The 25,699-nt window shown below is 34.9% G+C and carries 25 protein-coding genes and 4 tRNA genes; 15 read left to right on the forward strand and 14 right to left on the reverse strand.

All coding sequences use genetic code 11. The features are described 5' to 3' along the window. The 13 genes from ACTCAF_RS02540 to ACTCAF_RS02600 form a co-directional block, all read right to left on the reverse strand. On the reverse strand, positions 1-300 hold a 300-nt coding region (locus ACTCAF_RS02540), incomplete at its 3' end, for a GTP-binding protein (RefSeq protein ID WP_463061738.1). 24 nt (positions 301-324) lie between these two features. Further along, positions 325-398 (reverse strand) — tRNA-Thr (locus ACTCAF_RS02545). 70 nt (positions 399-468) lie between these two features. Continuing rightward, positions 469-542 (reverse strand) — tRNA-Gly (locus ACTCAF_RS02550). 6 nt (positions 543-548) lie between these two features. Further along, positions 549-631: transfer RNA gene (locus ACTCAF_RS02555), tRNA-Tyr, on the reverse strand. Positions 632-642: 11 nt separating this feature from the next. Then, positions 643-715: transfer RNA gene (locus ACTCAF_RS02560), tRNA-Thr, on the reverse strand. A gap of 168 nt (positions 716-883) precedes the next feature. Next, positions 884-1,045: a hypothetical protein gene (locus ACTCAF_RS02565; RefSeq protein WP_463061739.1), complete on the reverse strand. Its 162-nt coding sequence runs from the start codon at positions 1,043-1,045 to the stop codon at positions 884-886. Between the two features lie 23 nt (positions 1,046-1,068). Then, a complete protein-coding gene (locus tag ACTCAF_RS02570; RefSeq protein WP_463061740.1) occupies positions 1,069-1,206 on the reverse strand; it encodes a hypothetical protein in 138 nt (45 codons plus the stop codon). A gap of 107 nt (positions 1,207-1,313) precedes the next feature. Next, positions 1,314-3,812 carry an ABC transporter permease gene (locus tag ACTCAF_RS02575; protein WP_463061741.1) on the reverse strand — a complete coding sequence of 833 codons (2,499 nt, stop codon included), beginning with the start codon at positions 3,810-3,812 and terminating at the stop codon, positions 1,314-1,316. After that, positions 3,805-4,449: an ABC transporter ATP-binding protein gene (locus ACTCAF_RS02580; RefSeq protein ID WP_463061742.1), complete on the reverse strand. Its 645-nt coding sequence runs from the start codon at positions 4,447-4,449 to the stop codon at positions 3,805-3,807. Before ACTCAF_RS02580 ends, ACTCAF_RS02575 begins: the two co-directional genes overlap by 8 nt. 10 nt (positions 4,450-4,459) lie before the next feature. After that, positions 4,460-5,512 carry a lipocalin-like domain-containing protein gene (locus ACTCAF_RS02585; RefSeq protein ID WP_463061743.1) on the reverse strand — a complete coding sequence of 351 codons (1,053 nt, stop codon included), beginning with the start codon at positions 5,510-5,512 and terminating at the stop codon, positions 4,460-4,462. After that, entirely contained in the window at positions 5,499-6,611 is a 1,113-nt protein-coding gene (locus ACTCAF_RS02590) for an SDR family oxidoreductase (RefSeq protein ID WP_463061744.1), read from the reverse strand. The genes ACTCAF_RS02585 and ACTCAF_RS02590 overlap by 14 nt, the downstream gene beginning before the upstream one ends. Next, positions 6,608-6,919 (reverse strand): NAD(P)H-binding protein, encoded by a 312-nt coding sequence (locus ACTCAF_RS02595; protein ID WP_463061745.1) that lies wholly within the window; start codon positions 6,917-6,919, stop codon positions 6,608-6,610. The genes ACTCAF_RS02590 and ACTCAF_RS02595 overlap by 4 nt, the downstream gene beginning before the upstream one ends. Before the next feature lie 47 nt (positions 6,920-6,966). Then, positions 6,967-9,579, reverse strand: coding sequence for a hybrid sensor histidine kinase/response regulator (locus ACTCAF_RS02600; protein WP_463061746.1), 2,613 nt, complete (start codon positions 9,577-9,579; stop codon positions 6,967-6,969). Between the two features lie 128 nt (positions 9,580-9,707). On the opposite strand from ACTCAF_RS02600, the gene ACTCAF_RS02605 reads away from it, so the two are divergent. The 15 genes from ACTCAF_RS02605 (at position 9,708) to ACTCAF_RS02675 (ending at position 23,806) form a co-directional block, all read left to right on the forward strand. Further along, positions 9,708-10,181 (forward strand): Na+/H+ antiporter subunit E, encoded by a 474-nt coding sequence (locus tag ACTCAF_RS02605; RefSeq protein ID WP_463061747.1) that lies wholly within the window; start codon positions 9,708-9,710, stop codon positions 10,179-10,181. Then, entirely contained in the window at positions 10,178-10,435 is a 258-nt protein-coding gene (locus ACTCAF_RS02610; protein ID WP_463061748.1) for a monovalent cation/H+ antiporter complex subunit F, read from the forward strand. Before ACTCAF_RS02605 ends, ACTCAF_RS02610 begins: the two co-directional genes overlap by 4 nt. Continuing rightward, positions 10,432-10,740 carry a monovalent cation/H(+) antiporter subunit G gene (gene mnhG, locus ACTCAF_RS02615; RefSeq protein WP_463061749.1) on the forward strand — a complete coding sequence of 103 codons (309 nt, stop codon included), beginning with the start codon at positions 10,432-10,434 and terminating at the stop codon, positions 10,738-10,740. Before ACTCAF_RS02610 ends, mnhG begins: the two co-directional genes overlap by 4 nt. Further along, positions 10,724-11,254: a DUF4040 domain-containing protein gene (locus tag ACTCAF_RS02620; protein ID WP_463061750.1), complete on the forward strand. Its 531-nt coding sequence runs from the start codon at positions 10,724-10,726 to the stop codon at positions 11,252-11,254. The genes mnhG and ACTCAF_RS02620 overlap by 17 nt, the downstream gene beginning before the upstream one ends. Beyond that, on the forward strand, positions 11,251-11,673 hold the full coding sequence (locus ACTCAF_RS02625; RefSeq protein ID WP_463061751.1) for a Na(+)/H(+) antiporter subunit B: 423 nt from the start codon (positions 11,251-11,253) through the stop codon (positions 11,671-11,673). The genes ACTCAF_RS02620 and ACTCAF_RS02625 overlap by 4 nt, the downstream gene beginning before the upstream one ends. Continuing rightward, complete coding sequence (locus ACTCAF_RS02630) at positions 11,663-12,043, forward strand: cation:proton antiporter subunit C (protein WP_463061752.1); 381 nt, start codon at positions 11,663-11,665, stop codon at positions 12,041-12,043. Before ACTCAF_RS02625 ends, ACTCAF_RS02630 begins: the two co-directional genes overlap by 11 nt. Beyond that, on the forward strand, positions 12,040-13,524 hold the full coding sequence (locus tag ACTCAF_RS02635) for a monovalent cation/H+ antiporter subunit D family protein (protein WP_463061753.1): 1,485 nt from the start codon (positions 12,040-12,042) through the stop codon (positions 13,522-13,524). Before ACTCAF_RS02630 ends, ACTCAF_RS02635 begins: the two co-directional genes overlap by 4 nt. Beyond that, a complete protein-coding gene (locus ACTCAF_RS02640; RefSeq protein WP_463061754.1) occupies positions 13,521-15,005 on the forward strand; it encodes a monovalent cation/H+ antiporter subunit D family protein in 1,485 nt (494 codons plus the stop codon). The genes ACTCAF_RS02635 and ACTCAF_RS02640 overlap by 4 nt, the downstream gene beginning before the upstream one ends. A gap of 1 nt (position 15,006) precedes the next feature. Further along, complete coding sequence (locus ACTCAF_RS02645) at positions 15,007-15,258, forward strand: hypothetical protein (RefSeq protein WP_463061755.1); 252 nt, start codon at positions 15,007-15,009, stop codon at positions 15,256-15,258. Further along, positions 15,248-17,029, forward strand: a complete 1,782-nt coding sequence (locus tag ACTCAF_RS02650) for a Na(+)/H(+) antiporter subunit D (protein ID WP_463061756.1) — start codon at positions 15,248-15,250, stop codon at positions 17,027-17,029. The genes ACTCAF_RS02645 and ACTCAF_RS02650 overlap by 11 nt, the downstream gene beginning before the upstream one ends. An 88-nt stretch (positions 17,030-17,117) precedes the next feature. After that, positions 17,118-18,071: an ABC transporter substrate-binding protein gene (locus tag ACTCAF_RS02655; RefSeq protein WP_463061757.1), complete on the forward strand. Its 954-nt coding sequence runs from the start codon at positions 17,118-17,120 to the stop codon at positions 18,069-18,071. Next, positions 18,072-18,962, forward strand: coding sequence for an ABC transporter permease (locus ACTCAF_RS02660; protein ID WP_463061758.1), 891 nt, complete (start codon positions 18,072-18,074; stop codon positions 18,960-18,962). Then, on the forward strand, positions 18,959-19,753 hold the full coding sequence (locus ACTCAF_RS02665) for an ABC transporter ATP-binding protein (protein WP_463061759.1): 795 nt from the start codon (positions 18,959-18,961) through the stop codon (positions 19,751-19,753). The genes ACTCAF_RS02660 and ACTCAF_RS02665 overlap by 4 nt, the downstream gene beginning before the upstream one ends. Positions 19,754-19,901: 148 nt before the next feature. Continuing rightward, positions 19,902-21,668 (forward strand): single-stranded-DNA-specific exonuclease RecJ, encoded by a 1,767-nt coding sequence (gene recJ / locus ACTCAF_RS02670; protein ID WP_463061760.1) that lies wholly within the window; start codon positions 19,902-19,904, stop codon positions 21,666-21,668. Then, positions 21,665-23,806 (forward strand): RelA/SpoT family protein, encoded by a 2,142-nt coding sequence (locus tag ACTCAF_RS02675; RefSeq protein WP_463061761.1) that lies wholly within the window; start codon positions 21,665-21,667, stop codon positions 23,804-23,806. Before recJ ends, ACTCAF_RS02675 begins: the two co-directional genes overlap by 4 nt. A 4-nt stretch (positions 23,807-23,810) precedes the next feature. On the opposite strand, the gene ACTCAF_RS02680 is transcribed toward ACTCAF_RS02675, so the two are convergent. Then, on the reverse strand, positions 23,811-25,694 hold the full coding sequence (locus tag ACTCAF_RS02680; protein WP_463061762.1) for a motility associated factor glycosyltransferase family protein: 1,884 nt from the start codon (positions 25,692-25,694) through the stop codon (positions 23,811-23,813). Positions 25,695-25,699: the final 5 nt, after the last annotated feature.

Below are 25,699 nucleotides of genomic sequence, written 5' to 3' on the forward strand. Positions count from 1 at the left end.
ATCCATCTGGGCAGCACCTGTAATCATGTTCTTTACATAGTCAGCGTGACCTGGACAGTCAACATGCGCATAGTGACGCTTCTCACTCTCATACTCAACGTGTGCTGTAGCAATAGTAATACCCCTCTCACGCTCCTCAGGAGCTTTGTCAATATTACCATAATCCACAAACTCCGCCAAACCCTTGTGCGCTAATACACTGGTAATAGCCGCCGTTAACGTAGTCTTACCATGATCAACGTGACCAATCGTACCAACATTAACGTGAGGTTTCTTTCTCTCGAACTTCTGCTTAGCCATAGTTCTCCCTCCGATTTAGTTTTAAGCCCATGACCGGAATCGAACCGGTGACCTCGTCCTTACCAAGGACGCGCTCTAACCGACTGAGCCACATGGGCACCGTTTTATACAAAAAAGCAGACGAAGACTACGCACTTCTCCGTCCTTTTAACTACCTATAAAAAAATAAGCGGGTAACGGGACTTGAACCCGTGACCCTCAGCTTGGAAGGCTGATGCTCTAGCCAACTGAGCTACACCCGCATAATATGGGGAGAGGAGGATTCGAACCTCCGAAGGCAGTCGCCGGCAGATTTACAGTCTGCTCCCTTTGGCCGCTCGGGCATCTCCCCAAAAAAATTAAAGCTGGCGAAGGGAATTGAACCCCCAACCTGCTGATTACAAGTCAGCTGCTCTACCGATTGAGCTACGCCAGCTTAAAAACCTTTTTTCAAGGCGGATGTGGATATTAATAAAATATTTTTTCCATGTCAAGTTTTTTTTTCTTTTTTCAACAAAACAGAAAATTTGTTGTTTTAATTCAACTAACCATCTGATAAAACTTCTGAAATTGCATTCAGCAACTGTCTTAAATTGAAAGGTTTTTATAACAATTTTACTTCATCTATTATAATTCCTCTGTCTGAAACAAGCTCTTCATTGTATCCAGACATAAAAATCACTTTTATATCAGACAGATAATCTTTAATCTTTTCTACCAAAACATTGCTGCTCATCTTAGGCATTATAACGTCAGTAATTACCATATCTATCTTTTGCCCGTTTTCACTTACAATTTTAAGGGCATCATGTGGATTTTTGCAGCAAATACATTATAACCAGCATGTGTTAGACTTGCTTCAAAAGTTTCTATCAAAAATTCTTCATCCTCAACAAGAAGGATATTAGCCTTCTTTAATGGCTTCATATCAATGCATAAAAACACCGTCTTTGAGTAATTCAGCAAACTCAAAGAGTTTTATCAACCTTTCCATTTAAAGTTATAACACAAAAAATTATGTTTTGCATTGAAATTTACTCAAAAGCGGTAAATTTTTTCGGGTCAACCTTTTTGAATGTCCTCACAGGTAAAAATCCTGCAATAGATACAAAAATAATCAATATCAACAGCAAAATAAAAAGCTTGAAGTATCTTACGTCAAATTCTATTGTCCAGCCAAAAGATTTTGTATTTACTACTCTGATAATTATTATGCTCAAAATCCCCCCCAGAATACTGCCATAAATTGTCCCCAAAATTCCAATAACTGTTGCGGAAAAGGTATAAATCTTCACCAGTAGTTTATTGCTTGAACCAAGATATTTTAAGATGCTTATCTCCTTTCTTCTTTCAAGACTTACAGCATATAACATATTTCCAACTCCAAGAAGTGAAACAATGAGTGCTATCAACTGTATTGCGTATGTTATGGCAAAGCTTTTATCAAAAATTTTGATAACTTTTTGCCTTATGGTTAAATTGTTGTAAATATCAAGAGACTTGTTTTTATTGATTAAATCCTCAAGCTCAGCGATAACATTATCAGGATTTGCCCCCTTTTTCAGATAAATGCTTATCTGAGTAAATTTAAGCTCTCCCCAATATTTCTTTTGAAAGCTGTTGTCAAAAATGATAAAACCGTTTGTAGTGGAATAGCTTGTAAATACTTCTCTTACTTTAAATTTTTCTGTACCTTTCGGCGTATCAATATCGATATAATCCCCTTTATCTATCCCATATTTGACTTTCAAATATTCTGAAATAGCAACACTCTTTGTAACGTTAAAATTTTCTATCCCATCGTGGTGTTTTTTAACAACCCTTTCTTCGCCAAAGCCAAAAAGGATATTTTTCCCTTTGAAAGTACCAGGCATCGCCCTGAATGTGCTTACTGCCTCAACTTCATCTAAAGTCTTAATTTTTTGCAAAACATCTTCTTCAAGGGGCTCAAAACAAAAGTTTGATGAGCAAGATGAAGATTTGATAAAAATATCTGCCCTTAAATTATCATCTATCCAATCTGAAAGAGATGTCTTGAAAGAATCTATAAGGGTTACCATACTGATAATAAGTGCTGTGGAAATACTTACACTGATAAGCGCAATGGCAAATCTGTAAGAACTGCTGTAAATGTCAGCAAAAGATATTATACCGACTGTCTTGAAAAACCTTTTTATGGTTTTTTCAAGTAAAACAAGCAATTTTTCCAGATAAAAAAATGCTGCTGCACAAAATCCAAGCAATATCAAAAAGACACCAAGGTATGAAAGGTATAGCTGGTCAAAATATTTAGATTTATAGTCGATAAAACTTACCATAATACCTGAAAATATAAGTATCACTCCCAGAATAAAGCCTGCAAAAAAATATTTCCTGAACTTCAACTCGAAAGTCCCTTTTCTTATAGTCTCAGTAGGCCTGACCTTTGTAGCCTCAATTGAAGGGAAGATTGAAGAAAAGAGTGAAATAATAACCCCCAAGACAACCGAATAAATAGTATATTTGTTGAAAACAAAAATATTTTTTATGTAAACTGGCTTAAATATTGTGGAAATAGTATCTTCCATTACTGCAAAAGAGTAAATGCTCACAAATTGCCCCAAAAATACACCTGAAATCGAGCCAATAACACCCAACAAAAGAGATTGTGTTACAAAAATCATAAGAATTTGAGGTTTTGATGCGCCAAGCGCCCTAAGTGTTCCTATCTGCTCCCTCTTTTTCACAACCGTAATAAAAATTGTATTAAACAGCATAAAAAATCCAACCAGAAACGCTATAAAGCTTATAAAATAAAGATTCATCTTAAACGATTTGAGTATTTCGGTCTGATTTTGTACCAAAGAAGATTTTTTGAAAATCTGCAAATCGTTATCTAAAATATTTTTAACATTTTCTAAATCAGCTTCGTTTATATCAACATCAATTTTTGATATCTTACCGGATATTTTAAATTTTTCCTGGAAGTTTCCTATATCCTGATAAACTCCAGAAGGGATGCTTTCATCTTGCAAAATCCCTGCTACAGTAAATTTTAATTTCTCTTTTGATGTAAGGTAAAAAATATCACCTTTTTTAACATTTAACCTATTTGCAATATCTTCAGTTAAAACTGCCGCATCAATATTTTCAAAAAAAGATTGCAAATCGATACTTGCACCTTGAAACTCAAAATTTCCATTTTTTAAAATTTTAAGCGTGTCTATACCAATTACAGGGACAATCAAATCATTCTCTGCTACTGTGTCTATACGGATAACAGGATAAGCTCTAATATTTTTTTCATACAACTTTTCTAAAATATTTTCATTTATATAAGAGTCAAACTTACTTTTTATTTCATATTTAGCGATGGGGTTTAATTTCTTGATATCACTCGTCATACTTTCGATTGCGCTTTGAGTGGAAGACAGTATGGAAAGAAATAGTCCTACTCCAAGGGCCACGCCAAATATGGAAATAATACTGAAAAGTTTTTCTTCCCTAAGGTTCCTAAAAACAATAATTAAGATTAATCTCAATTTATCAAACACTTATCACGCCATCTTTTATTTTTATAATCCTATCTGTGAATTTTGCAATTTCATGATTGTGGGTAACCATCACAATTGTTGTCCCAAATTTTATATTTAGCTCTCTAAGTATGTTAAGAATATTTTCGCCAGACGTTGAATCAAGACTTCCTGTGGGCTCATCAGCAAGAACAATCTTTGGCTCTTTGAGCAATGCTCTTGCAATTGCAACCCTCTGCATCTGACCACCTGAGAGCTGATGGGCAAAACTGTCTATTTTTTCACCAATTCCCAGCATATCCAACACTTCAGGGATTTTATCTTCATTTTTTACACCACCTATCAAAAGTGGGATTAAGATATTTTCCTTTACTGTAAGATTGTTAAAAAGATTAAAAAATTGAAAAATATATCCGATATATTTCCTTCTAAATTCCGTAAGCTTTTCCTCATCAAAATCTGTAATGTCAACGTTATTTATCATAACCTTTCCACTATCAGGCTTTTCCATTGCCCCTATAATATTCAAAAGGGTAGATTTACCTGAGCCGGATGGCCCCATTATTGAGACGAATTCACCTGCTGAAATTTGCAAGCTCACACCCTTTAATACTTTTGTTTCCCCATAATTTTTGTACACATTTTCAAGCAAAATCATATTTCTCACCTTAATAACCTGTCAATTCCATATATGCCAGACCTGACATATCGCCATAAACCTTACAGTCACCTTCATAATAATGATTAAATGTGGAATTTTGGGCTAAAAATTCCTGGTCTTTTACAAGAGTTTCTACAATCAATTTTTTATTTTCAATCACCATTTCCCATTTTATAGGGTATTTTGATTTGGTCTTTTTTGAAACATAATATTTTAATGGTGTAAGCTTAATATCATCAAAATTTAATTCTCTTTTTTCTCCATTTTTTTCTACTATTGCCACGTACGAACTTTTATCGATTGCTTCATTTTTATTTCTGATTCTGTATATTAAAATTTCCCTTTTATCATCAAGCATAATAGAAAACCAATCCCACCCTTTTAATTTTGTCGTTTCATAATCTGAATTTATTTCACGGTCAAACCAGCTTTTGCCAGTCACAGAGTATTTTTTATCATCAATTAAAATTGTTCCCTTTGTATCAAGTCTGGTTATTGAAAAATACAGTGATGCACACTCGGGGCAGCCAAAAATCTTGTTGGAATAACCATCTTTCCCATTAAGTAGAGGTTTTTTATCCGGCTTTAAAACAAAATCAATTTTAAAATTTTTAGCATTCGCCTTTAGATAAATTTTGTTTAAGTCTCCACTTAATTCATCATCAAACACTTTGACATTCAGCATTTTATCTGATGCAAATGCCTCACCATAAGCACCCCTTGAAGTATCATCTTCAAAATAGTATTTTTTGCCATCTATATCCGTAATGGCAAAATGTGAAATATATATTCTATTTAGACCAAACTTACTCTTATATCTTTTTTTTGAAACATTTATCACAAAAAAGGTCAACTCATACCCAAAACTTTCTCCGCTGTCTGATTTAAGATGACCCGTAAAATACCACCATTGGCTTGAAAAATTATCTTTGAAATACATATCTTCAGGAAGGGTTACTTTGTCATTTTCAGTTAATTTGACAAAATCTCCTGAAATTGCAAATTTTGAGAAAATTAGCACAATAATAGGAAAAATAGCAAAAATTTTATAATATCTCATCTGCCTGCCGTAAAATATCCTTTTGCATTAGTTTAAAAATAATTTTATGAAATGGAAGCATTGCATACCAATAAATCCTGCCGCCTAAACCTTTAGGGTAAAAGTAAGCTGTAACTGAAAAGGTGTTGTCAAGAATAGAAAATTCAAGCCAGGCTTTACCCGGTAATTTCATCTGAGCCTGAAACAGGAGTCTTTTGTTTTCAACCAAATCAATTACTTTCCAGAAATCCACACTGTCACCCAATCTCAAATCACCACTTCTTTTACCTCTATTAAGGCCGTAACCCACCAACAGTTTATCAATTAAACCTTTGATGCTCCATAAAATATTCAAGACAAACCACCCATTTTCACCGCCAACATTTTTGCAAACCTTAAAGATATTTTCTGCTTTTGCCTCGTCAATTTCAGCAATATATCTGTCAACATAGACAGCCTTTGAAATCTCAGGGATAAACGGCACATCACATATTTTACCCTTGCTGCTGTCGCACCATCTGCTTATGACCTGATGATTTTCGATTTCTTCAATAGATTTTTTGACAGCTTCTTCAAATCCTGTAATTTTAATTTCCGGAAATAGCCTTTTGGCCACATCATTTTCGATTACACTTTCGTGTTTTAGTCCCATTACAAGCTCCCTTGCAATGTCAAAGTTGACAGGGGAAAAGAGTATTAACCAGTATGAAGAGAGTCTGGGGGTTAATAAAGGTACTGACAAAATATATCTTTTTAGTCCCATAGCTTTTGCAGTCTTTAAAAGCATATCTTTAAAGGTCATAGGCTTTATACCTATATCAACCTTCCCAGAGTAACTTTTGTCAAACAGGATTGCTGTTTTTAGATAATTTATCACATCAACAATATAAATAGGTGAAGTAAGCGTATTTACCCATTTTGGGGCAACCATTACAGGTAATTTTTCAACGAGACTTCTGATTATTTCAAAGCTCGCACTACCAGAGCCAATAATTACACCTGCTCTAAACCAGATACAATCCACCTTATCGCTACTGCTTAAAATTTCCCCGGTCAGGTATCTGCTTTTAAGATGAACACTCAAGTTATCTTTATTGCCAAGTCCACCGAGATAAATCACTTTTTTGACCTGACATTTTTCACAAACTTAAATAATTTTTTTGCACTGTTTTTTTCAGCATTTAAATAGTCTTCATCTTGGCCCATCATATGGATAAGATATACCGCCACATCCACACCTTTTAGTGCTTTTTCAAGGATTTCCTGGTTAAAAGTATCCCCTGCAAAGATATTGCAGCGTTCTTTAACTTTTTGTTCCAATTTGTTTGGATTTCTCACAAGTAGATTAATTTCAACTTCTTCATCAAAAATTGCCTCAAGAAGTCTCCTGCCTACAAAACCTGTTACACCTGTTAACAATATTTTCATAATCCATTATAACATAAATTAGACCTTGGATTACAAATCAACATAATTTAGTGAAAAATATTGTATATCTTCTCTGCCAACTCTTCTATCCGGAAAGGCTTCTGCACAAAATCAATTTTAAAATCCTCAACAGACGCTTTCATATCATCCAGCATAATTTCATTGTATCCCGACATAAAAATCACTTTTATATCAGGCTTTATCTCTTTTGCCAAAATAGAAAGCTCTTTTCCATTTAAATCCGGCATAACAATATCGGTTATTAAAAGATTAATATCTGAATTTTCTTTTAAAATGTCCAGCGCATTCAGAGGGTTATTTGCAGCATAAACTTTATAATTTAAAAGCTCAAGCAATGTTTTCTCAGCCGTTAAAAGACTTTCCTCATCCTCGACAAGTAAAATACACTGCCCCTCACCCTTTTTAAAAGAAACTCCATAACTTGGATATTTATCTCCAGAGATTTCTTCATATGGCGGAAAAAATATTTTAAATGTGGTGCCTACCCCTTCTGCACTTTCTACATAGATATTGCCATTGTTTTGTTTTACTATCCCGTAAACTGTTGCAAGACCAAGTCCCGTACCTTTGCCTACATCTTTGGTGGTAAAAAACGGCTCAAATATTTTTCCCAGGTGCTCTTTTTTTATACCACAACCGCTATCAGAAAACTCCAACAAGACATATCCGCCTTTTTTAAGCCCAGGATATTTACTATAATCTTCATTTTCAACGTAAACATTTCTTAATTTGATTTCAATTTGTCCCCTTCCGTTCATGGCATCTTTTGAATTGACAAGAAGATTGGTCACAATCTGGTTAAGTTGCGACATATCTATTTTGATATTTTTAACATCTTCAGCATAATCAAGTTTAAGCTCAACCCCTTCTCCAAGCAAAACCTTCATCATTTTAAGCTGATGATTAAAAAATTCCTTCAAATCAACAGCAACAATATTTACCGGCTGTTTTCTGGCAAAGCTGAGCAACTGTTTAGTTATTTCAGAGGTATGAAGTGCAGCATTTTTCATCTTTGAGATATAATCAAAAAGCCTTGAATTTTTATCAAGTTGCATCAGTGAAAACTCAATATAATTTAAAATAATTGTCATCATATTGTTGTATTCATGGGCAACACCACCTGCAAGTCTTCCGATAGATTCAAGCTTTTGAGCATGATTAAGCCTATCTTCAATAATCTTTTTTTCCGTAATATCCACAGCCGTGCCAAGGGCAGCAGGTTTACCATTCCAGGTGATTTTACCGGAGGTAAAATCTAACCACCTCTCTTTACCATCCTTTGTTAAGATTTTAAATTCATATCTGTTTTCAACCGGCTCCCCCCTTTGCCTGGCAAGCCCTCTTTGCTTTATTCGCTCCTGATAATCAGGATGAACAATACTCCAGAAATTTTTGCCTATTATCTCATCCTGACTATAACCTGTGATATTCTCAAATCCCTTATTTACATAGACAAATTCGCTACCTTCGTAGACAAAAATAGCTGCAGCTGCATTATTCGTCAAAGCCCTAAATCTTTCTTCACTCTCTATCAAAGCCTGCCTGTCTTTCAAATTTTCGGTAATATCTTTTATAATGCCAAAAACAATATTTTTCTCTTTATCAAAATAGGCAATTGAATGAATATCCTTAATCAAACCGCTGTCATTTGATCTAATTTTAAATGTTATATCATAAGGGATATTGTGGTATATAAGATTTTTAAGTGCATCATCAAGATCCTTTCGGTATTGAGATAAAGGTACTGATTTTACAATCTCATATTCAAACTTCTCACCGTATAACCCGTAAATTTTTTTTGCACCGGCGGAACCAATAATTGTATTCGTATTTAAATCAAGTTGCCAGTGGCCTGATTTTGTATAAAGCTCTGCTTTGTTCAACCTGTCTATTGCTTCATTCAGCTTTTGTTCAGCTTCAACTCTATATGTTATATCATAAGCTGTCCCAAGCACTGCCGGTTTACCATCAAAAACAATCTGCTTCCCACTAAAACTTGCCCAAAATACTCGTCCCTCTTTTGTAATGGCTTTTACATCATAACTTGACGGTACATTTTTACCTTTTTGCCTATCGATACCTCTTTGTTTTACAATCTCCCTGAAATCAGGGTGGATAACCTCCCAAAATTTAAGTTCATTATAAAATTCATATTCTGAGTATCCAAACACTTTAAGCATACTTCTGTTTACATACAAAAATCTCTCACCTGAGAATATAAATATTCCTGCAGATGTAAAGTCGGCAAGTGTCCTGAAAATACTCTCACCGTAGATGCTCTCAACTCTTCTGTCAGAAATATCTACAACTATTCCTTTTACCCCTTTAAATTCACCATTTTCAAATATCGATACTTTCTTATCAAGGACATACTTTATAACGCCGCTTTTTGTTAAGATTCTGTACTCCTGAGAAATTGTTGTATGATTCTCATTAAGTTTTCTTGCCTCTGCAAGAACTAAATTTCTGTCGTCTGGATGAATTAATTCTGTCCAGCCAATATTCTTACTATTAAACTCTTCAGGAGAGTAACCGCATATATTTTCACTTCCTGAAACAACTTCCACACTCCAATCAGGAAGCCCTTTGTATATCATCACATCTGCATCAAGAAAAAACTCAGAAAAGTTGCTATTCATAATTATTTTTAATTTATATCAAAACCTTTTTCAATTATTTTTTGAATAATTATCTAAACTTCTTGACAACATATCAGGGATATATTAAAAAGACAGTGTTTTGATATAACAAACCGGGAGATATATAATTGTTAAGCTTTATATTTAGTTTTCTGGTTCTATTTGGCTTCTGGATGATTTTCTCAGGGCACTTTCATTTATTAACAAACGTACTTGGAATAATATCATCATTAATTGTGGCTTTTTTTACAAATCGGCTTTTTTTCCCGGATAAAAAAGTAAACTTCAAACTTATAGCAAAAATCTTCCTTTATGTACCATTTTTAATGAAGGAAATTATACTTTCAAATATAGAAATTCTTAAAATTTTACTAAAAAAAGATGTAAAACAAGAAATTGATCCAATTATGCTGGAGTTTGAACCTGAAGTTAAATCAGATATTGGAATAACATTACTTGGGAACTCAATTACTCTAACACCTGGCACTGTGACTATTTTTGCACAAAAAGACAAATTTCTGGTTCATGCCATCAGTCCTGATTTCAAAGATGGAATATTCGCACTGCAAAACAAAGTAAAAAAAATTGAAGAGGCTTTATGATTTTTGAGATCGGTATTATCATTATCTTGGTTGCCTCTTTTTTCTCTTTATACAGAATAATTAAAGGTCCTACTTTTTTTGATAGGGTTTTGGCCGTTAACATGATAGGCACAAAAGTTGTTGTTTTACTTGTGCTTATAGATTTTCTATACAATAGGCCTGAGTTTGTTGATATTTCAATAGCTTATGCATTAACTAACTTTATAGGCACCATAGCTATACTCAGACTCAAAGAAAAGGGGAAACTGGATTGACATATATTACAGGTTTTTTGATAACTTTAGGTTCTTTGCTTATATTGGTTTCTTCAATAGGACTTATCAGGATGCCTGGATTTTATACAAGAATCCATGCTGCAGGAAAAACTGATACCCTTGGGCAAATTCTAATTGTTTTAGGTCTTATATTGTATGAAGGGTTTTCGCTTATTTCTTTAAAGCTTATTTTTTTAGTTGCGTTTATCTTCATAGCAAATCCAACTGCAACTCACGCCCTTGCAAGAGCTGCTTACATCAAAGGGGTTCAGTGGTGGAGAAAGAAAAGTGACGATAGTTATTGATATACTCTTTTTGACATTTTTAATCTTTGCTGCTCTACTATCTATTTACTTTAAAAATCTTCTTAATTCCACAATAGTATTGGGAGCATATTCCCTTTATGTTGCTGTTTTATGGACTACGTTGAATGCTATAGATGTGGCATTTACTGAAGCAGCTGTGGGAGCGGGTATAAGTACTGTTTTGTTTCTTGCTGTTTTTACCAAAATACAACCAGAAGATAGGTCTGTTATTAAAAGAAACAGGCAAATTTTAGCACTTGGAACTTTATTCTTTGTAGGATACTTACTTATTTTAGGTATTACGGATATGCCTAAATTCGGTGATCCAAACTGGGTTACCAACACTTATTTGATCCCTGACTACATTGAAAGAACAATGCATGAAACCGGTGCTGTAAACATTGTTACTGCAATACTTGGAAGTTACAGGGGATTTGATACAAATGGTGAAACTGCCGTAATCTTTATAGCGGGAATTTGTACATACCTTATTCTAAACAGAGGTGAAAATTGAATAAGGATATAATATTAAAAACTACAACGAGAATAATAGTACCTTTCATATTGGTATTTTCCCTTTATGTTTTAGCCCATGGTGAAATTAGTCCAGGAGGTGGTTTCCAGGGTGGAGTGATTTTTGCGGCTGGTTTTATACTCTATTCAATGGTTTTTGGTGTAGAAGAATTGTACAAAATCATAAGCAAAAAAGTAATAATTTTTCTAACTGCTCTTGGAGTATCCATTTACACAGGTGTTGGATTTATTACAATGCTAAATGGCGGAAAATTTCTTGAGTATGCAAAAATTCCTGGTTTTGATATGAAATCTGGAAATGCTATGGGGCTTTTATTCATTGAAACAGGTGTTTTTATAACTGTTTTTAGCGTAATGTTGCTACTTTACATAGAGGTTGCTAAAAAATATGATAATTGACTTTTTAATTTACAAATATAACTATCTTGCAACTATAATACTTATTCTAATAGGTCTTTATAGTGTCATTGTAAATGGGAATTTACTAAAAAAAGTAATCGGGCTTAATATTCTGTCAACTTCAGTAATTTTGTTTTACATCAGCATATCAAAGGTTTCAGGTGGCTCAGCTCCCATTTATGCTGAAAACGTTGTAAGATATGATAATCCTCTCCCTCATGTTTTGATGCTCACAGCAATTGTGGTAGGTGTGTCAATTACTGCAGTTGCATTATCGATTATAATTAAGATAGAAGAAACGTATGGTACCATTGAAGAAGATGAGATTGTAGAAATTGACCAAAATGACGATATGGTGGATAACAAATGAACCTTAAAATGAACCTGCCCGCTCTTGTGGTCGTTTTTCCTTTCTTTTCTGCCATGATGATGGTAGCAATAGGTATTTTTAATAGAAAAGTTGTTCCTTATATATTCCAGATTACTGCTACAATAACGGCATATTTTGCATTTTCACTCCTTATAGAAGTATATACAAATGGACCGATAAGATATTATTTTGGCAATTGGATTCCACCAGTAGGAATTGAGTATTATGTAGATTATTTAAATATTCTTTTCGTTACTATTATTGCTTCAATATTTTTTGTAATGAGCTTTTATTTCCCTTTGAGCGTAAGGAAGGAAATACCTGAATCAAAAAGTTATATTTTTTACTCTGTTACTACCTTGTTCGCTTCAGGTTTGCTTGGAATTACCATTACTGGTGATATGTTTAATATTTATGTCTTCACTGAGATATCATCTATAACAGCTTATGCACTAATAGCAATTGGCGGAAATAGAAGATCTTACAGGTCGAGCTTTAATTATCTTATACTTGGAACAATTGGTGCATCTTTTATTGTTCTTGGGATCGGATATTTATATATGGCAACAGGCACTTTGAATCTTCTCGATATGCAGGAAAGACTCCAGCACGTTTACAATTCTAAAATAACAATTTCTGCTGCTGCAATAATAATTGTAGGTCTTAGTCTGAAAATGGCTCTTTTTCCACTGCATTCTTGGCTTCCTGGTGCATACGCCCATTCACCGTCAACTATAAGTGCTTTTATGTCAGCAACAAGTACAAAGGTAATGGCTTACTTACTGATAAGATTTGTTTATACCATATTTACTCCAAATTTTGCTACCAAAATAATACCTATTACAGATATAGTTATGTATATTTCTCTAATTGCAATAATTGCAGGGTCTTTTTTGGCACTCGGGCAAAAAGATTTAAAGTATATGTTTGCATATTCATCAGTCGGACAAATTGGTTATATTGTTTTTGGTGCAATGCTTATAAATGCAAATGGTTTGATTGGTTCTATCTATCATTTTTTATCGCATGCCATTGTTAAAGGTGGTTTATTCTTGGTTGCTGGTATAATATTTTACAACTTTACTAATACAAAAATTGAAATCACCAATGGGCTATTTAAAAAAATGCCATTTACTTCTATTGGATTTCTAATATTTGCTCTATCAATGATTGGAATACCTGCTACATCTGGATTCATCAGCAAATGGTATCTAGTAATGGGTGCAATCGAAACTGGCAATTGGATTGGAGTTACCGTTATATTGTTAAGCTCACTTCTTACTGCTATTTATTTCTGGAGAGTTGTTGACAGAATTTTTTTCAAAGCACCTGATGATGATGTCAAATTCAATGAGCCTATTTCTATGATATTACCAACTTATATTTTGGCTGGATGTAGCATTTACTTCGGGCTCTTCCCTCACCAGTTGGTAAATTATGCACAAAAAGCTGTTTTGTTATTAATGGAGACTATTAAATGACAGAAACTGTATACTCCCTTCTACCTATTTATGCAGTGTTAATTCCACTAATTTTACCAATACCTATTTATTTATTCAGAAACTACCCTAATGGAAGAGAGTTTTTTAGCATTGCTGGATCACTAGCCACTTTTATCACTGTTTTCTTAATATACACAAAAGTTAAGACAGGAATATCTTTAGAATATACACTTTTTGAGTTTTTACCGGGGTTAAGTCTGAAATTCAAAGTTGATGCATTTGGAACATACTTTGCACTGATGGCATCATTTTTATGGTTTTTGACAACATTTTATTCTATTGGATATATGAGGGGGAACAAAGAAAAAAATCAAACGCGCTTTTTCTTATTCTTTTCTTTGTCAATGTTTGCAGCCATTAGCGCTGCATTTTCCGGCAACTTGCTTACAATTTATGTATTTTATGAAATAATTACATTTTCAACTTACCCCCTTGTTGCACACAAACAGACCAAAGAAGCAATCCAGGGTGCAAGAAGATATCTTTCTTATTTGCTCTTAACCTCAGTTTTGCTTTTTCTTCCGGCACTTGTATATACATATTATGCCGCAGGAACACTTGACTTTACACTTGGCGGGATATTTGCATCAAAGGAGAATGTAAATAAATCTGTTTTAGGTTTAATGTTGCTATTTTTTGTGTTTGGCTCTGCAAAAGCTGCTGTTATGCCATTTCACCTCTGGCTTCCATCAGCAATGGTTGCACCTACACCTGTTAGCGCCCTTTTGCATGCAGTTGCAGTTGTTAAAACTGGTGTATTTGTAATCATAAGAGTATTTGTGTATATATACGGTTTAGATTTTCTCAAGACAATATCCACTTCTAACCTTGTAACAATATTTGCCGCATTTACGATAATTGTAGCCTCAATGGTTGCTCTCAGACAAGACAATATTAAAGCAAGATTAGCCTATTCTACTATAAGTCAGTTGTCTTATATAGTTCTTTCAGTTTCACTTTTAAGTATTACCGGAGCAATTGGTGCAATTTTTCATATTGTTGCACATGGTTTTGCCAAAATTACACTCTTTTTCTGGGCTGGTGCTGTGTACGTAGCTAATCATAAAACCAAAGTTAGTGAATTAAATGGAATCGCAAAACATATGCCTTACAGCATGGCTGCGTTTACTGTTGGAGCTTTATCAATGATTGGTTTTCCTCCCATGGCCGGACTAATCAGTAAATGGTTTATCGCAACAGGCGCAGTTGAAGGGAGCAAACCCTGGGTAATTGCTGTACTTGTGATAAGTGCACTTTTAAACGCAGGGTACTTTGTGCCAATATTTATAAATGCTTATCTTAAAAAGCCTGAGCCGGAACACAACCATTCTCATCTTCATGAAGCACCAAAACTTATGTTGGTTCCGATGCTTATAACTGCAACACTAACTATTTTTATATTTTTCTACCCAGAGTTTTTTTTAAAGCTTGCAAAACTTGCTTTGGGAATTGGAGGATGAGTTGAATAAGAAGGAGTTTGACTTTTTTGACAAGAAAGAAAATATAAAAAAGCTTAAAATATGGTTTTATATACTGTTAATTATATTAGTCTTGTTAGATTTGGTTATTCACAAACACCCCCATTATGCATGGGAAAATTTATTTGGCTCTTATGCCATTTATGGTTTTTTATCATGTGTTGTAATAGTTATTATATCAAAACTACTTGGAAAACTGCTTCTACAAAAACCAGAGGATTATTATGATAGGTAATTTTCCAGTTTTTTTTATTTTCTTTATAGGTGCACTAATATTACTATTAACAAAGGGTAAATTACATAAATTTATTTTTATAACAATACCCGCTCTTGCTTTTTTTGCCTTAATCAACACCCCTGTAAACACTGAAATAGTTGGTTCTTTTTTAGGTATCGATTTAAAATTTATTTTTATTGACAAGTTAAGTAAAGTCTGGGGATATATATTTGCAATTATGGCTTTTTCTTCAGCAATTTTTGCTTATCATAATGATGATTATAAAGAAAATATATATGCCACACTTTATATAGGGAGCTCTTACGGTGTTGTTTTTGCTGGTAACCTCCTAACTCTTTTTATTTTCTGGGAACTTATGGCCATATTTTCCACAATGATAATTTTTGCCAGAAAAACAGACGCTTCTACAAAATCAGGATTCAGATATTTGCTGGTGCATGCTTTAGGTGGTCAATTACTTTTTGCTGGGATGATTTTGTATTATTTTAAAACAGGAAATTTGGACTTTGGATATATCGGGTTACAAGACGTGGCTACTTTACTGATAATGCTTGGATTTGCTATAAATGCAGCAATACCTCCATTTTCAGCCTGGTTATCTGACTCATACCCGGAATCTACTGTAACAGGTACTGTTTTTCTAAGTGCATATACCAGTAAAACTGCCGTTTACGTTCTTGCAAGAAGTTTCCCCGGTGAAGAAATCCTTCTTTACGCAGGCGCCATTATGACTGTTTACGGAATCATTTATGCTATTTTAGAAAATGATATGCGTCGAGTCCTGTCATACAGTATTATAAACCAGGTTGGATTTATGATTGCAGGTGTTGGCCTTGGAACTCAAATGGCTATTAACGGTGCTGCTGCTCATGCTTTTGCACATATACTTTATAAAGCACTTTTAATGATGGGAGCCGGTGCTGTCTTATATAGGACAGGGATTAGTAAAACTTCAAGACTTGGTGGGCTCTATAAAACCATGCCTTACACGCTTTTATTTAGCTGTATTGGAGCAGCTGCAATATCCGCATTTCCGCTTACAAGTGGCTTTACCTCAAAGTCTCTTATTATAGCTGCATCCGCTGCTGAGCATAAAACTTTTGTTTACCATATACTTCTTTTAGCTTCTGCAGGTGTTTTTCTACATGCAGGTATAAAATTTCCATATTTTGTATTTTTCCAGAAAGATTCAGGATTAAGACCAAAAGAGGCTCCTAAAAACATGCTTATTGCAATGGGGTTTGTGAGCTTTTTATGTATCCTTCTTGGTGTATATCCGCAGGTATTATATAATATTTTACCTTATGAAGTGGACTTTAAACCCTATACCGCTTCTCACGTATTACTCCAGTTGCAAATACTAATGTTTTCTGCTGCTGCATTCTTCTTTATGTTGCCAATGCTTAAGAGGACAGAAACGATAACGCTTGATACTGACTGGTTTTACAGAAAAGGTGGAGCCTTATTTATAAGTTTTGTAGACAATGTAATCATTAAGATCGGCTCCAAAATAAAAGATTTACTTTTTACCAAAATACCTGATAAATTTTCATACATCTTTTCAAATCCCGACGGGTATATTAAGATCATTTATAATATTGTATATTACAAAGTTTTTGAAGATAATCCTGAAAAATTAAAAGAAAACAAACTTCTTCTCAAAGACATAGGCAGAGTAAAGACAGATACTCATATTGGAATATCAATGATATGGGTAACATTATTTATGGCATTTTACTTATTAATTTATTACTTTTATGCAGGATAGTATCTAAATTAAATATAATTTAACCTTTTTCTTGAATTTTCCAGAAAAATTTATTAAGAAGTCATAGTTTAAAATCAGGAGGATTGTCATGAAAAAATTTTTAAGTCTTGTTTTACTTATCCTGTTATTTTCAATAACCGGATACACAAAAACATTAAACATAGGTATTACCCAGATTGTGGAGCATCCTGCCCTTGATGCCTGCAGGCAGGGCTTTATTGACAAACTTAAAGAGTATGGATTTGAAGATGGCAAAAATGTAAAATACGACATTCAGATTGCACAGGGGAATGTTGCCACAGCCAATCAGATTGCCAAAAATTTTGTTGGGGACAACAAAGATATTATAGTAGCTATTGCAACTCCGAGTGCTCTTGCAGTTGCAAACGCCACAAAGAAAATCCCTGTTATAATATCTGCAATAACCGACCCCGTCGGGGCAAAGCTTGTTAAATCCCTTGAAAAACCAGGGACAAACGTAACAGGGACAACAGATATGAGTCCGGTAAAAGAGCAGCTTTCACTTTTCAAAGAATTAGGACTTGATGTGAAAAATGTAGGAATTATCTACAACGCAGGTGAAGCAAACAGCAGAAGTTTAGTAAATCTTGCAAAAAAAGTAGCAAAAGAATTAAATATGAATATTGTGGAAGCAACTGTTACAAACAGTAGCGGCGTACTTTTAGCAGCAAAATCCCTTGTAGGAAAAGTTGACGGCATATATATACCAACTGACAACACGATAGTTTCTGCTCTTGAGTCAGTCTTACAGGTAGCTTTTGACAATAAGCTTCCGGTGATTACCGGTGATACAGACTCTGTTGAAAGAGGATCTCTTGCTTCTCTTGGAATCAACTACTACAAACTTGGGAAACAAACAGGTGAAATAGCATACAAGGTGATAAACGGAGCAAATCCTGCAGAAACACCTGTTGAAACATTAAAAGACCTTGAACTTTTTGTTAATCTTAAATCTGCTGAAAAAATGAATATTAAAGTGCCAGAAGATTTCATAAAAAAGGCTGCCAAGGTAATCAAATAAATGAGTTTGTATGCTTTTTTAGGTGCGCTTGAACAGGGATTTGTTTTTGCAATCATGGCTCTGGGGGTGTATATCACCTTCAGAGTCCTGGATTTTCCTGATTTATCCGTAGATGGAACTTTCCCCCTTGGTGCAGCCGTTTCTGCAATACTCATCGTCAAAGGGGTAAATCCATTTATCACTGTTGCAATAGCAACTCTCGCAGGAATGATTGCAGGTGGAATAACAGCACTTTTGAACACAAAACTTAAAATTCTTAACCTGTTGGCAGGAATTTTAATGATGATTGCCCTTTACTCTATAAATATCAGAGTTATGGGGCAGCCTACCACAGCTCTGCTTGGATACGATACTATTTTCACACCATTTGAGGCGTTTGGAATAGAAAAATATATTCTCACCCCTATTCTTTTTGCGATTATCCTTATTATCATTGCTGTCATACTGGTTTGGTTTTTACATACAGATATTGGCCTTGCAATGCGAGCAACAGGAAACAACATGAAGATGGTAAAAGCACAGGGGGTTAGTACCAACAGGATGATTCTATTTGGTGTAGCATTTTCAAACGGGCTTGTGGCCCTCTCAGGTGCCCTTGTAGCCCAAAGTCAGGGCTCAGCTGATGTTAATATGGGGATAGGCACAATTGTGGCTGGCCTTGCATCCGTAATTTTAGGCGAGGCAATCATACAAGACAGAACAGTTTTTAGAGCTGTTTTAGGAGTAATAATAGGCTCTGTGCTTTACAGAATTGCTATTGCAGTGGCTCTCTCTTTTAAAATCGGAGCATTGCAAATGACCCCATCAGATTTAAATTTGATGACATCAGTTCTTGTAACAATAGCCCTTATATTTCCAGGAATAAGAAAAAAAATAGGCCTTAAAATATGATTAATTTAGAAAACATTGTAAAAATCTTCCATAAAAATACCATTAATGAAAATAAAGCCATAAAAGGTATAAACCTGAATATTGAAAAAGGGGATTTTATAACAGTAATAGGAAGTAATGGCGCAGGCAAGTCAACATTGCTCAATATAATTGCTGGTAATCTCATACCTGATGAAGGAAAAATATATATCGACAACAAAGATGTAACAAAAACACCTGACTATGAAAGAGCGGCTTTTATCGGTCAGGTATTCCAGGACCCACTATCTGGGACAGCAGGGAATTTGAGCATAGAAGAAAATCTTGCAATTGCCCAAAAAAGGGGTGAAAAAAGATGGTTTGCAAAGGGTGTTAAAAGCAGCGACAGAAAAAAATTTATCGAATCTCTAAAAGTATTGGGATTGGGACTTGAAAGCAGACTTAAGGACAAAGTCGGGCTTTTGTCAGGAGGGCAGAGGCAGGCACTGACCCTTTTGATGGCAACTCTTGTAAGGCCTCAGATATTGCTTCTCGATGAGCATACCGCAGCTCTTGACCCTAAAACTGCAGCCAAAATTATTGAACTTACAGAATATTTTGTCTCTCACTATAAGCTCACTGCACTTATGGTAACACATAACATGAAACAGGCTCTCAGCCTTGGAAACAGAACTATAATGATGCATGAAGGTCAAATAATACTTGATATCAAATCTCCGGAGCGTGATAAACTTACTGTCAAGGATCTTCTTGAAATGTTTTCAAAGGTGCGTGGCGAAGATATTGTTGATGACAAAATGCTTCTGAATTAAGCGTATTTTTAAATCAAGTTTTTTGAAAAATCAGCTAATATTCTTCACAGTAAATACTTAGTATAATCCGCATACAAAAATATATTTCTTGCTTTTACCCGAAATGAGTATTAAAATAAATTAAAATGAATAAAATAATGGTAGGTAAATGGGGATTGAAAAGGATGTTGGCTTAGTCAGAAGTATCAAATATCGCTGGATTTATGAACAAGTTGATAAAAGTAAAGTTTTTGAGCTGATAACAAAACTTTCAATACCAGCTCCAATAGCAGAAACACTTGTAAAAAGAGGTATTGTTACTTCTGGGGAAGCTGAAACTTATTTTGATGTGCCTTTAAAAGATCTTGTAAACCCTTTCTTTCTAAAAGATATGGACAAGGCTGTCCAGCGGATTGCAAAGGCGATATTTAACCGTGAAAAAATATGTATCTACGGTGATTATGATGTCGACGGGATTACATCGACCTCACTTTTATATCTTTTTTTAAAAGAGCTAAATGCAAATGTAACCTATTATGTCCCCAACCGTCTTGAGGAAGGTTACGGGCTGAACAAGGAAGCAATAGACGAAATATGCCAGAAAAAAATAAACCTTATGATTACAGTTGATTGCGGGATAACCGCCGTGGATGAGGTAGCGTATGCCGTGGATAAAGGGATTGATATAATTATTACCGACCATCATCAGCAGGGTGAAAGACTACCTCTCAAGGCATGTGCTATAGTAAACCCAATGAGAATGGATGATACATACCCATTCAAATATTTATCAGGCGTGGGTGTTGCATTCAAACTTGTAATGGCTCTCAGATACTTTTTACAAAATTCTCCGGAATATAAATTTAGCCTTCCCAATATAAAAAAATACCTTGATATAGTTACTCTTGGAACAATTGCCGATGTAGTCCCGCTTGTAGGGGAAAACAGAATCTTTGTAAAACATGGGCTAAAAATGCTAAGCGAAAAGAGCTCAAGAGTTGGGCTTGAAGAGTTAAAAAAGATAACCGGGCTTGTAAATGTTAGCCTGAATGCGTCGCACATAGGCTTTGTACTTGCACCGAGAATAAATGCTGTTGGAAGAATGGGGTGCAGTGATAGAGGTGTCAGACTACTTATCACTGAAGATAAAAATGAGGCAAGGTGGCTTGCTGAAGAACTCGATATGGAAAACAGATACAGACAGGGGATTGAAAAAACAATCCTTGCAGAATCTTATGCAAAGATAGAAAGGCACAGGCTTCATGAAAAATATAGAGGAATAGTTCTTTACTCCGAAGATTGGCACCCCGGAGTCATTGGAATTGTTGCCTCAAGAGTTGTCGAGAAATATTTCAGACCAACCATTGTGATAACAATGGAAAATGGACTTGGTAAGGGCTCTGCCAGGAGTATCCCGGCTTTTCACCTCTATGATGGTCTTAAGGATATCTCAGACCTTCTCGTTAGTTTTGGCGGTCATAAATATGCTGCAGGGCTTAAAGTTGAGGCTGAAAATATTAAAATGCTTCAAAAAGAATTTCACAAAATAATTTCCAGTCAGCTTAATGATGAAGATTTTATACCGGAAATAAATATTGATGCTATCGTTGAAGATTCCCAGATTAACGATGAACTTGTACAATGGCTTAACAAAATGAGGCCATTCGGAAGTGGTAACAGTGAACCTGTGTTTCTTATGAAAGGCTTAAGAAAATTTCAGCAGTTTTTTTATATTGGCAAGGATAAAAAACATATCAAAGGTTTTCTTGAGAAAAATGGACGTGTATTTCAGGTAATAGGTTACAATATGCCGGAATATGAAAAAATACTGAAAAATAATGAAATATTCGATATAGCTTTTGTCCCGGAATACAATACCTGGCTTGGTGAAAAAACCATTCAACTAAAATTAAAAGATATTAGAGAAGCACAATGACCACCAAAATTAAAAATATCCGTATAATGGATATTCAGGAAAAAGTTTTGCAGCATAGCGAAGATTCAAAAGGTGACCTTGAAAAGCTGCACAAAGCATACGTGTATGCCGCTCAAAAGCATCGGGGCCAGCTAAGACAAAGCGGTGAGCCCTATCTTTCACACCCCCTTTGCGTAAGCTATATTCTTGCAGATATGAATATGGATATAGATACAGTCATTGCAGGACTCCTGCACGATACACTTGAAGACACAGACGCTACTTATGAAGAATTGGAAGAATTGTTTGGCCGGGATGTTGCATTTCTTGTGGATGGTGTTTCAAAAATAGGCAAAATCCGTTTTAAATCTTCAGAGCAAAAAATGGCGGAAAATTTCAGAAAGATGCTCATATCAATGTCAAAGGATGTAAGAGTCATCGTAATAAAGCTTGCCGACCGTCTCCACAATATGCGCACAATAGATTTTCTAAGAGAAGAAAAACAAAAACGTATAGCTCAGGAAACAATGGAAATTTACGCCCCTCTTGCCCACAGGCTTGGTATAGCCTGGATAAAGTGGGAGCTTGAGGATATGGCGTTTCGTATTCTTGACCGTGAGAAATATTATGAAATTTACAACAAGGTAAAACTCAAAAGAAGTGAAAGAGAAGAATATCTAAACAATATTTTGCAAACGGTAAAAGAACAGCTTGAGAAAAATAATATACAGGCAGAAGTCTCTGGCAGGCCAAAGCATTTTTATTCAATTTACAAAAAAATGATTGATAAAAAAACAAGTTTTGATGAAATATATGATTTACTTGCCCTCAGAGTGATAGTTCAGTCAGTGCCGGAATGCTATTCTGTACTTGGTATGATTCACAGCTTATGGAAACCAATCCCGGGAAGATTTAAAGATTACATTGCAATGCCAAAGGCTAACCTTTACCAGTCGCTCCATACAACAGTGATAGGCCCAAAAGGGATGACAGTGGAGTTTCAAATCAGGACTGAAGAGATGCACAGAATTGCAGAAGAGGGGATTGCTGCTCACTGGAGATACAAAGAAGGTAAAAAATTTGATCCAAAGGAAGATAAAGCATTTGTATGGCTTAGACAATTGCTTGAACAAAAAGAGCTGAAAAACCCCGAAGAGCTTGTAGAAGCACTCAAAGAAGATGTGCTGCCTGCACAGCTTTACGTATTTACTCCAGCAGGCGACGTTGTAGAATTGCCAAGAGGCTCCACTCCAATAGACTTCGCCTATGCCATTCACTCTGAGATTGGGAATAAATGTGTAGGAGCAAAAATTGATGGACGGATAGTACCCCTTAAATATAAACTTAAAGGGGGGGAAAGAATTGAAGTGCTTACCTCCGCAAATCAGGAGCCAAGGAGAGATTGGCTAAATTTTGTAAAAACAAACAGAGCTAAGTCAAGAATACGGGCATACTTGAGGAAAAAAGAAGATGAAAGGGCCATTAACACTGCCAACAACTTACTGGAAAAAGAGTTTGCGGAAAGAAATCTTAATTTCAAGGAAATAATAAGCAAAAAAGAAAATCTGAGCAAAATCCTTGAAAGATTTAACTTAAAATCCCTTGACGATTTTCTGAAAGCTGTGGGTTTTGGAAGACTTTCACCGAAACAGGCAGCAAACATATTTGCAAGAGTAGATGAAAAAGATGATATTATTTCAAAGCCGACAAAGATAAAAGCAGAGCCTTTTAAAATTGATGGTATAGATGATATAATGGTAAGGGTTGCAAAATGTTGCAACCCATTGCCAGGGGATGTGGTAAAAGGCTATATAAGTGTGGGCAGGGGAATAATTGTACACAGAGAGGATTGCAAAAACCTGAAAAATATGGCCTTTAGTGAAGACAGACTGATAGACGTAATCTGGGACGAAACAAAAAAATTTAAATCAAAAGTAAGAGTAAATAGCATAACGGAGGACAGGCCAGGCATGCTCAACGATATTACCACTATTATCAAAGATATGGGGATAAATATCATAGAGCTTTCTGCAAAGCCGCTATCGGAAGGTAGAGCAAGACAGGACTTCACAATTGAAATAGCTTCCAAAGACCAGCTGGAAAAACTTGTCAGTAAATTAAAAAGCTCCCCTGGAATGATAACACTGAATGTAAACTAATTTTTCAATTATTTTCCTCAAGCTTAGCTTTCATATCAAGAAGTGACTTTTTCATAGCCTCTATCAGCTTTACCATTACTGCATACATATCGTGAAGAAGTCTGACTATGGTAAAATTTATTTCTCTGGCAGGCTTGTCAGCTGAATTTCTTACTCCGTTTATTTCTATAATTGTTGTAAGATAGTATGATTGAACAAAGTGCATAAATATCTCAAAAAATTTTTTCTCCCCAAAAACCGAAAGCGGCTGTTGAAGCTCATCAAACAGTCTTGCTGCTTTTTTTTCATCAAGCACTTTTTCCTTTTCATACTTTAGAATAATTTTGTTAATAAACTCTGCACATTTATTAAACCCTTTCATAAATTTATCTATTACAGCATCGGAATATTCTATCGCCTCATTCACCTTTTTAATTGATTGTTTTCTATACATTTCCTTCTCATCATCAGATGGATATTTTAGATATTTTTTTATATTATCAATCACATCAATATCTTCACTGATATACTTTTCTATGGCTTTTTTAAAGGTCATTATCTTGGTTCCTACAATCTTTGCTCCACCTTCGGTAGCATTTATTACTTCTCCATCAAAACCAGCTATATCTTTTTCATAATATTTCATAAATTTATACCAAACATCGGTAGTCTTGATTTTTGGGACATAATTACCTTCGACTTCCAAGATTTGACGTCTAGTATGATATTGTTCCTCTTTTTCACCAAATGTAGCACCGGAGGCGTGGGTCACTTCATTCTCTCCAAAAGCCAAATCTTGACCAATAAGGATAATAGGATTACACCCCAAAAATTCCAAAATCTTAAACGCCATATTCGCAGCAGAAGGACCAATATCTAAAGTCCCTTTTTCAATCTCAAGCCACTGAAAAGTAGCAAAATTTCGATAGACAATTATCCTTTCTCCGGGAAAATTAGCATATGTTTCAGGGCGGATTACAGGACATGCTGACAAATAAACATCCTTTACATCTTCTTGGGTAAGCCCTTCAAAGAGCTTTGAAGTAGCAATTACCCTTTCAAGGGAAGTAACTAAGTGCGGCTTGAGACCATTCTTTTTCATTACCCTCAAAGATGCGTCTGCAGCACAAATAACGGCCTTGTTTTCAAGCCCCTTTAGCAAGTGAATGTTCTTATTTAGAGATGGACCTGTTGCCACGACAATGCCTGGTTTCCCATCAAAAATGCCTTCTAAATCTTTAATCCCGGGCCAGCCAATTATCTCATTGATATTTAAAAATGTATTTACAATACCAATTAGCGAGTCCCAAGGGTCATTGCCAAAGTGCAATAAAACTTCTTTTACTGCATCTTTTAAATGAGACATAACTTTCTTATAATAATCTCCGCTTAGTCTTAAAGATAAGCTATTATCTATAATATTAATTGCTTTAACAAAAAGCTTTAAATTACCCATAAATAATATGGCATGCAAATTCACAAACACATCGTTAATTGGAATATCAATTAAAAGCTTTACACGTGAATCAGATATTACCGGTGTCAAGTCTATTGTGTAAAGTGCAACATAAAAAGGCTCAAATTCAGGCTCAAATACAATTAAAACAGACTCTTGCACCGCAAATTTTTGTAAAAAAGTCAATATTTCATACCCAAGCCCAAATCCAAAAAATATATTCAAAACCGGGAGTCTAATTTTGTTTCTCAAATCAGCTTGGACATAAGCCAGCGGGTCATTGTTGTCATAAGCAAGTAGCTTTTCAGGCAAATAAATTAAATTTGGAATTTTGTCGGGATGATTAGAAGATATGGTGTTATACTTACCATTACTTTTATATGATTCAACTTTTTTTGCCAAATCGGGTCTAAATTTTTTAAGTGCCTGAAGATTTTTTTCATAAATATTCACATCAA

The sequence above is a fragment of the Deferrivibrio sp. genome, assembly GCF_055117995.1.

Coding starts and splice junctions, on each gene's coding strand:
- ACTCAF_RS02565 (WP_463061739.1), bottom strand. CDS start 1,045: ATGGTAATTACTGACGTTATAATGCCTAAGATGAGCAGCAATGTTTTG.
- ACTCAF_RS02570 (WP_463061740.1), bottom strand. CDS start 1,206: ATGAAGCCATTAAAGAAGGCTAATATCCTTCTTGTTGAGGATGAAGAA.
- ACTCAF_RS02580 (WP_463061742.1), bottom strand. CDS start 4,449: ATGATTTTGCTTGAAAATGTGTACAAAAATTATGGGGAAACAAAAGTA.
- ACTCAF_RS02585 (WP_463061743.1), bottom strand. CDS start 5,512: ATGAGATATTATAAAATTTTTGCTATTTTTCCTATTATTGTGCTAATT.
- ACTCAF_RS02595 (WP_463061745.1), bottom strand. CDS start 6,919: ATGAAAATATTGTTAACAGGTGTAACAGGTTTTGTAGGCAGGAGACTT.
- ACTCAF_RS02600 (WP_463061746.1), bottom strand. CDS start 9,579: ATGAATAGCAACTTTTCTGAGTTTTTTCTTGATGCAGATGTGATGATA.
- ACTCAF_RS02610 (WP_463061748.1), top strand. CDS start 10,178: ATGATTTTTGAGATCGGTATTATCATTATCTTGGTTGCCTCTTTTTTC.
- ACTCAF_RS02630 (WP_463061752.1), top strand. CDS start 11,663: ATGATAATTGACTTTTTAATTTACAAATATAACTATCTTGCAACTATA.
- ACTCAF_RS02635 (WP_463061753.1), top strand. CDS start 12,040: ATGAACCTTAAAATGAACCTGCCCGCTCTTGTGGTCGTTTTTCCTTTC.
- ACTCAF_RS02640 (WP_463061754.1), top strand. CDS start 13,521: ATGACAGAAACTGTATACTCCCTTCTACCTATTTATGCAGTGTTAATT.
- ACTCAF_RS02650 (WP_463061756.1), top strand. CDS start 15,248: ATGATAGGTAATTTTCCAGTTTTTTTTATTTTCTTTATAGGTGCACTA.
- ACTCAF_RS02655 (WP_463061757.1), top strand. CDS start 17,118: ATGAAAAAATTTTTAAGTCTTGTTTTACTTATCCTGTTATTTTCAATA.
- ACTCAF_RS02660 (WP_463061758.1), top strand. CDS start 18,072: ATGAGTTTGTATGCTTTTTTAGGTGCGCTTGAACAGGGATTTGTTTTT.
- ACTCAF_RS02665 (WP_463061759.1), top strand. CDS start 18,959: ATGATTAATTTAGAAAACATTGTAAAAATCTTCCATAAAAATACCATT.
- recJ (WP_463061760.1), top strand. CDS start 19,902: ATGGGGATTGAAAAGGATGTTGGCTTAGTCAGAAGTATCAAATATCGC.
- ACTCAF_RS02675 (WP_463061761.1), top strand. CDS start 21,665: ATGACCACCAAAATTAAAAATATCCGTATAATGGATATTCAGGAAAAA.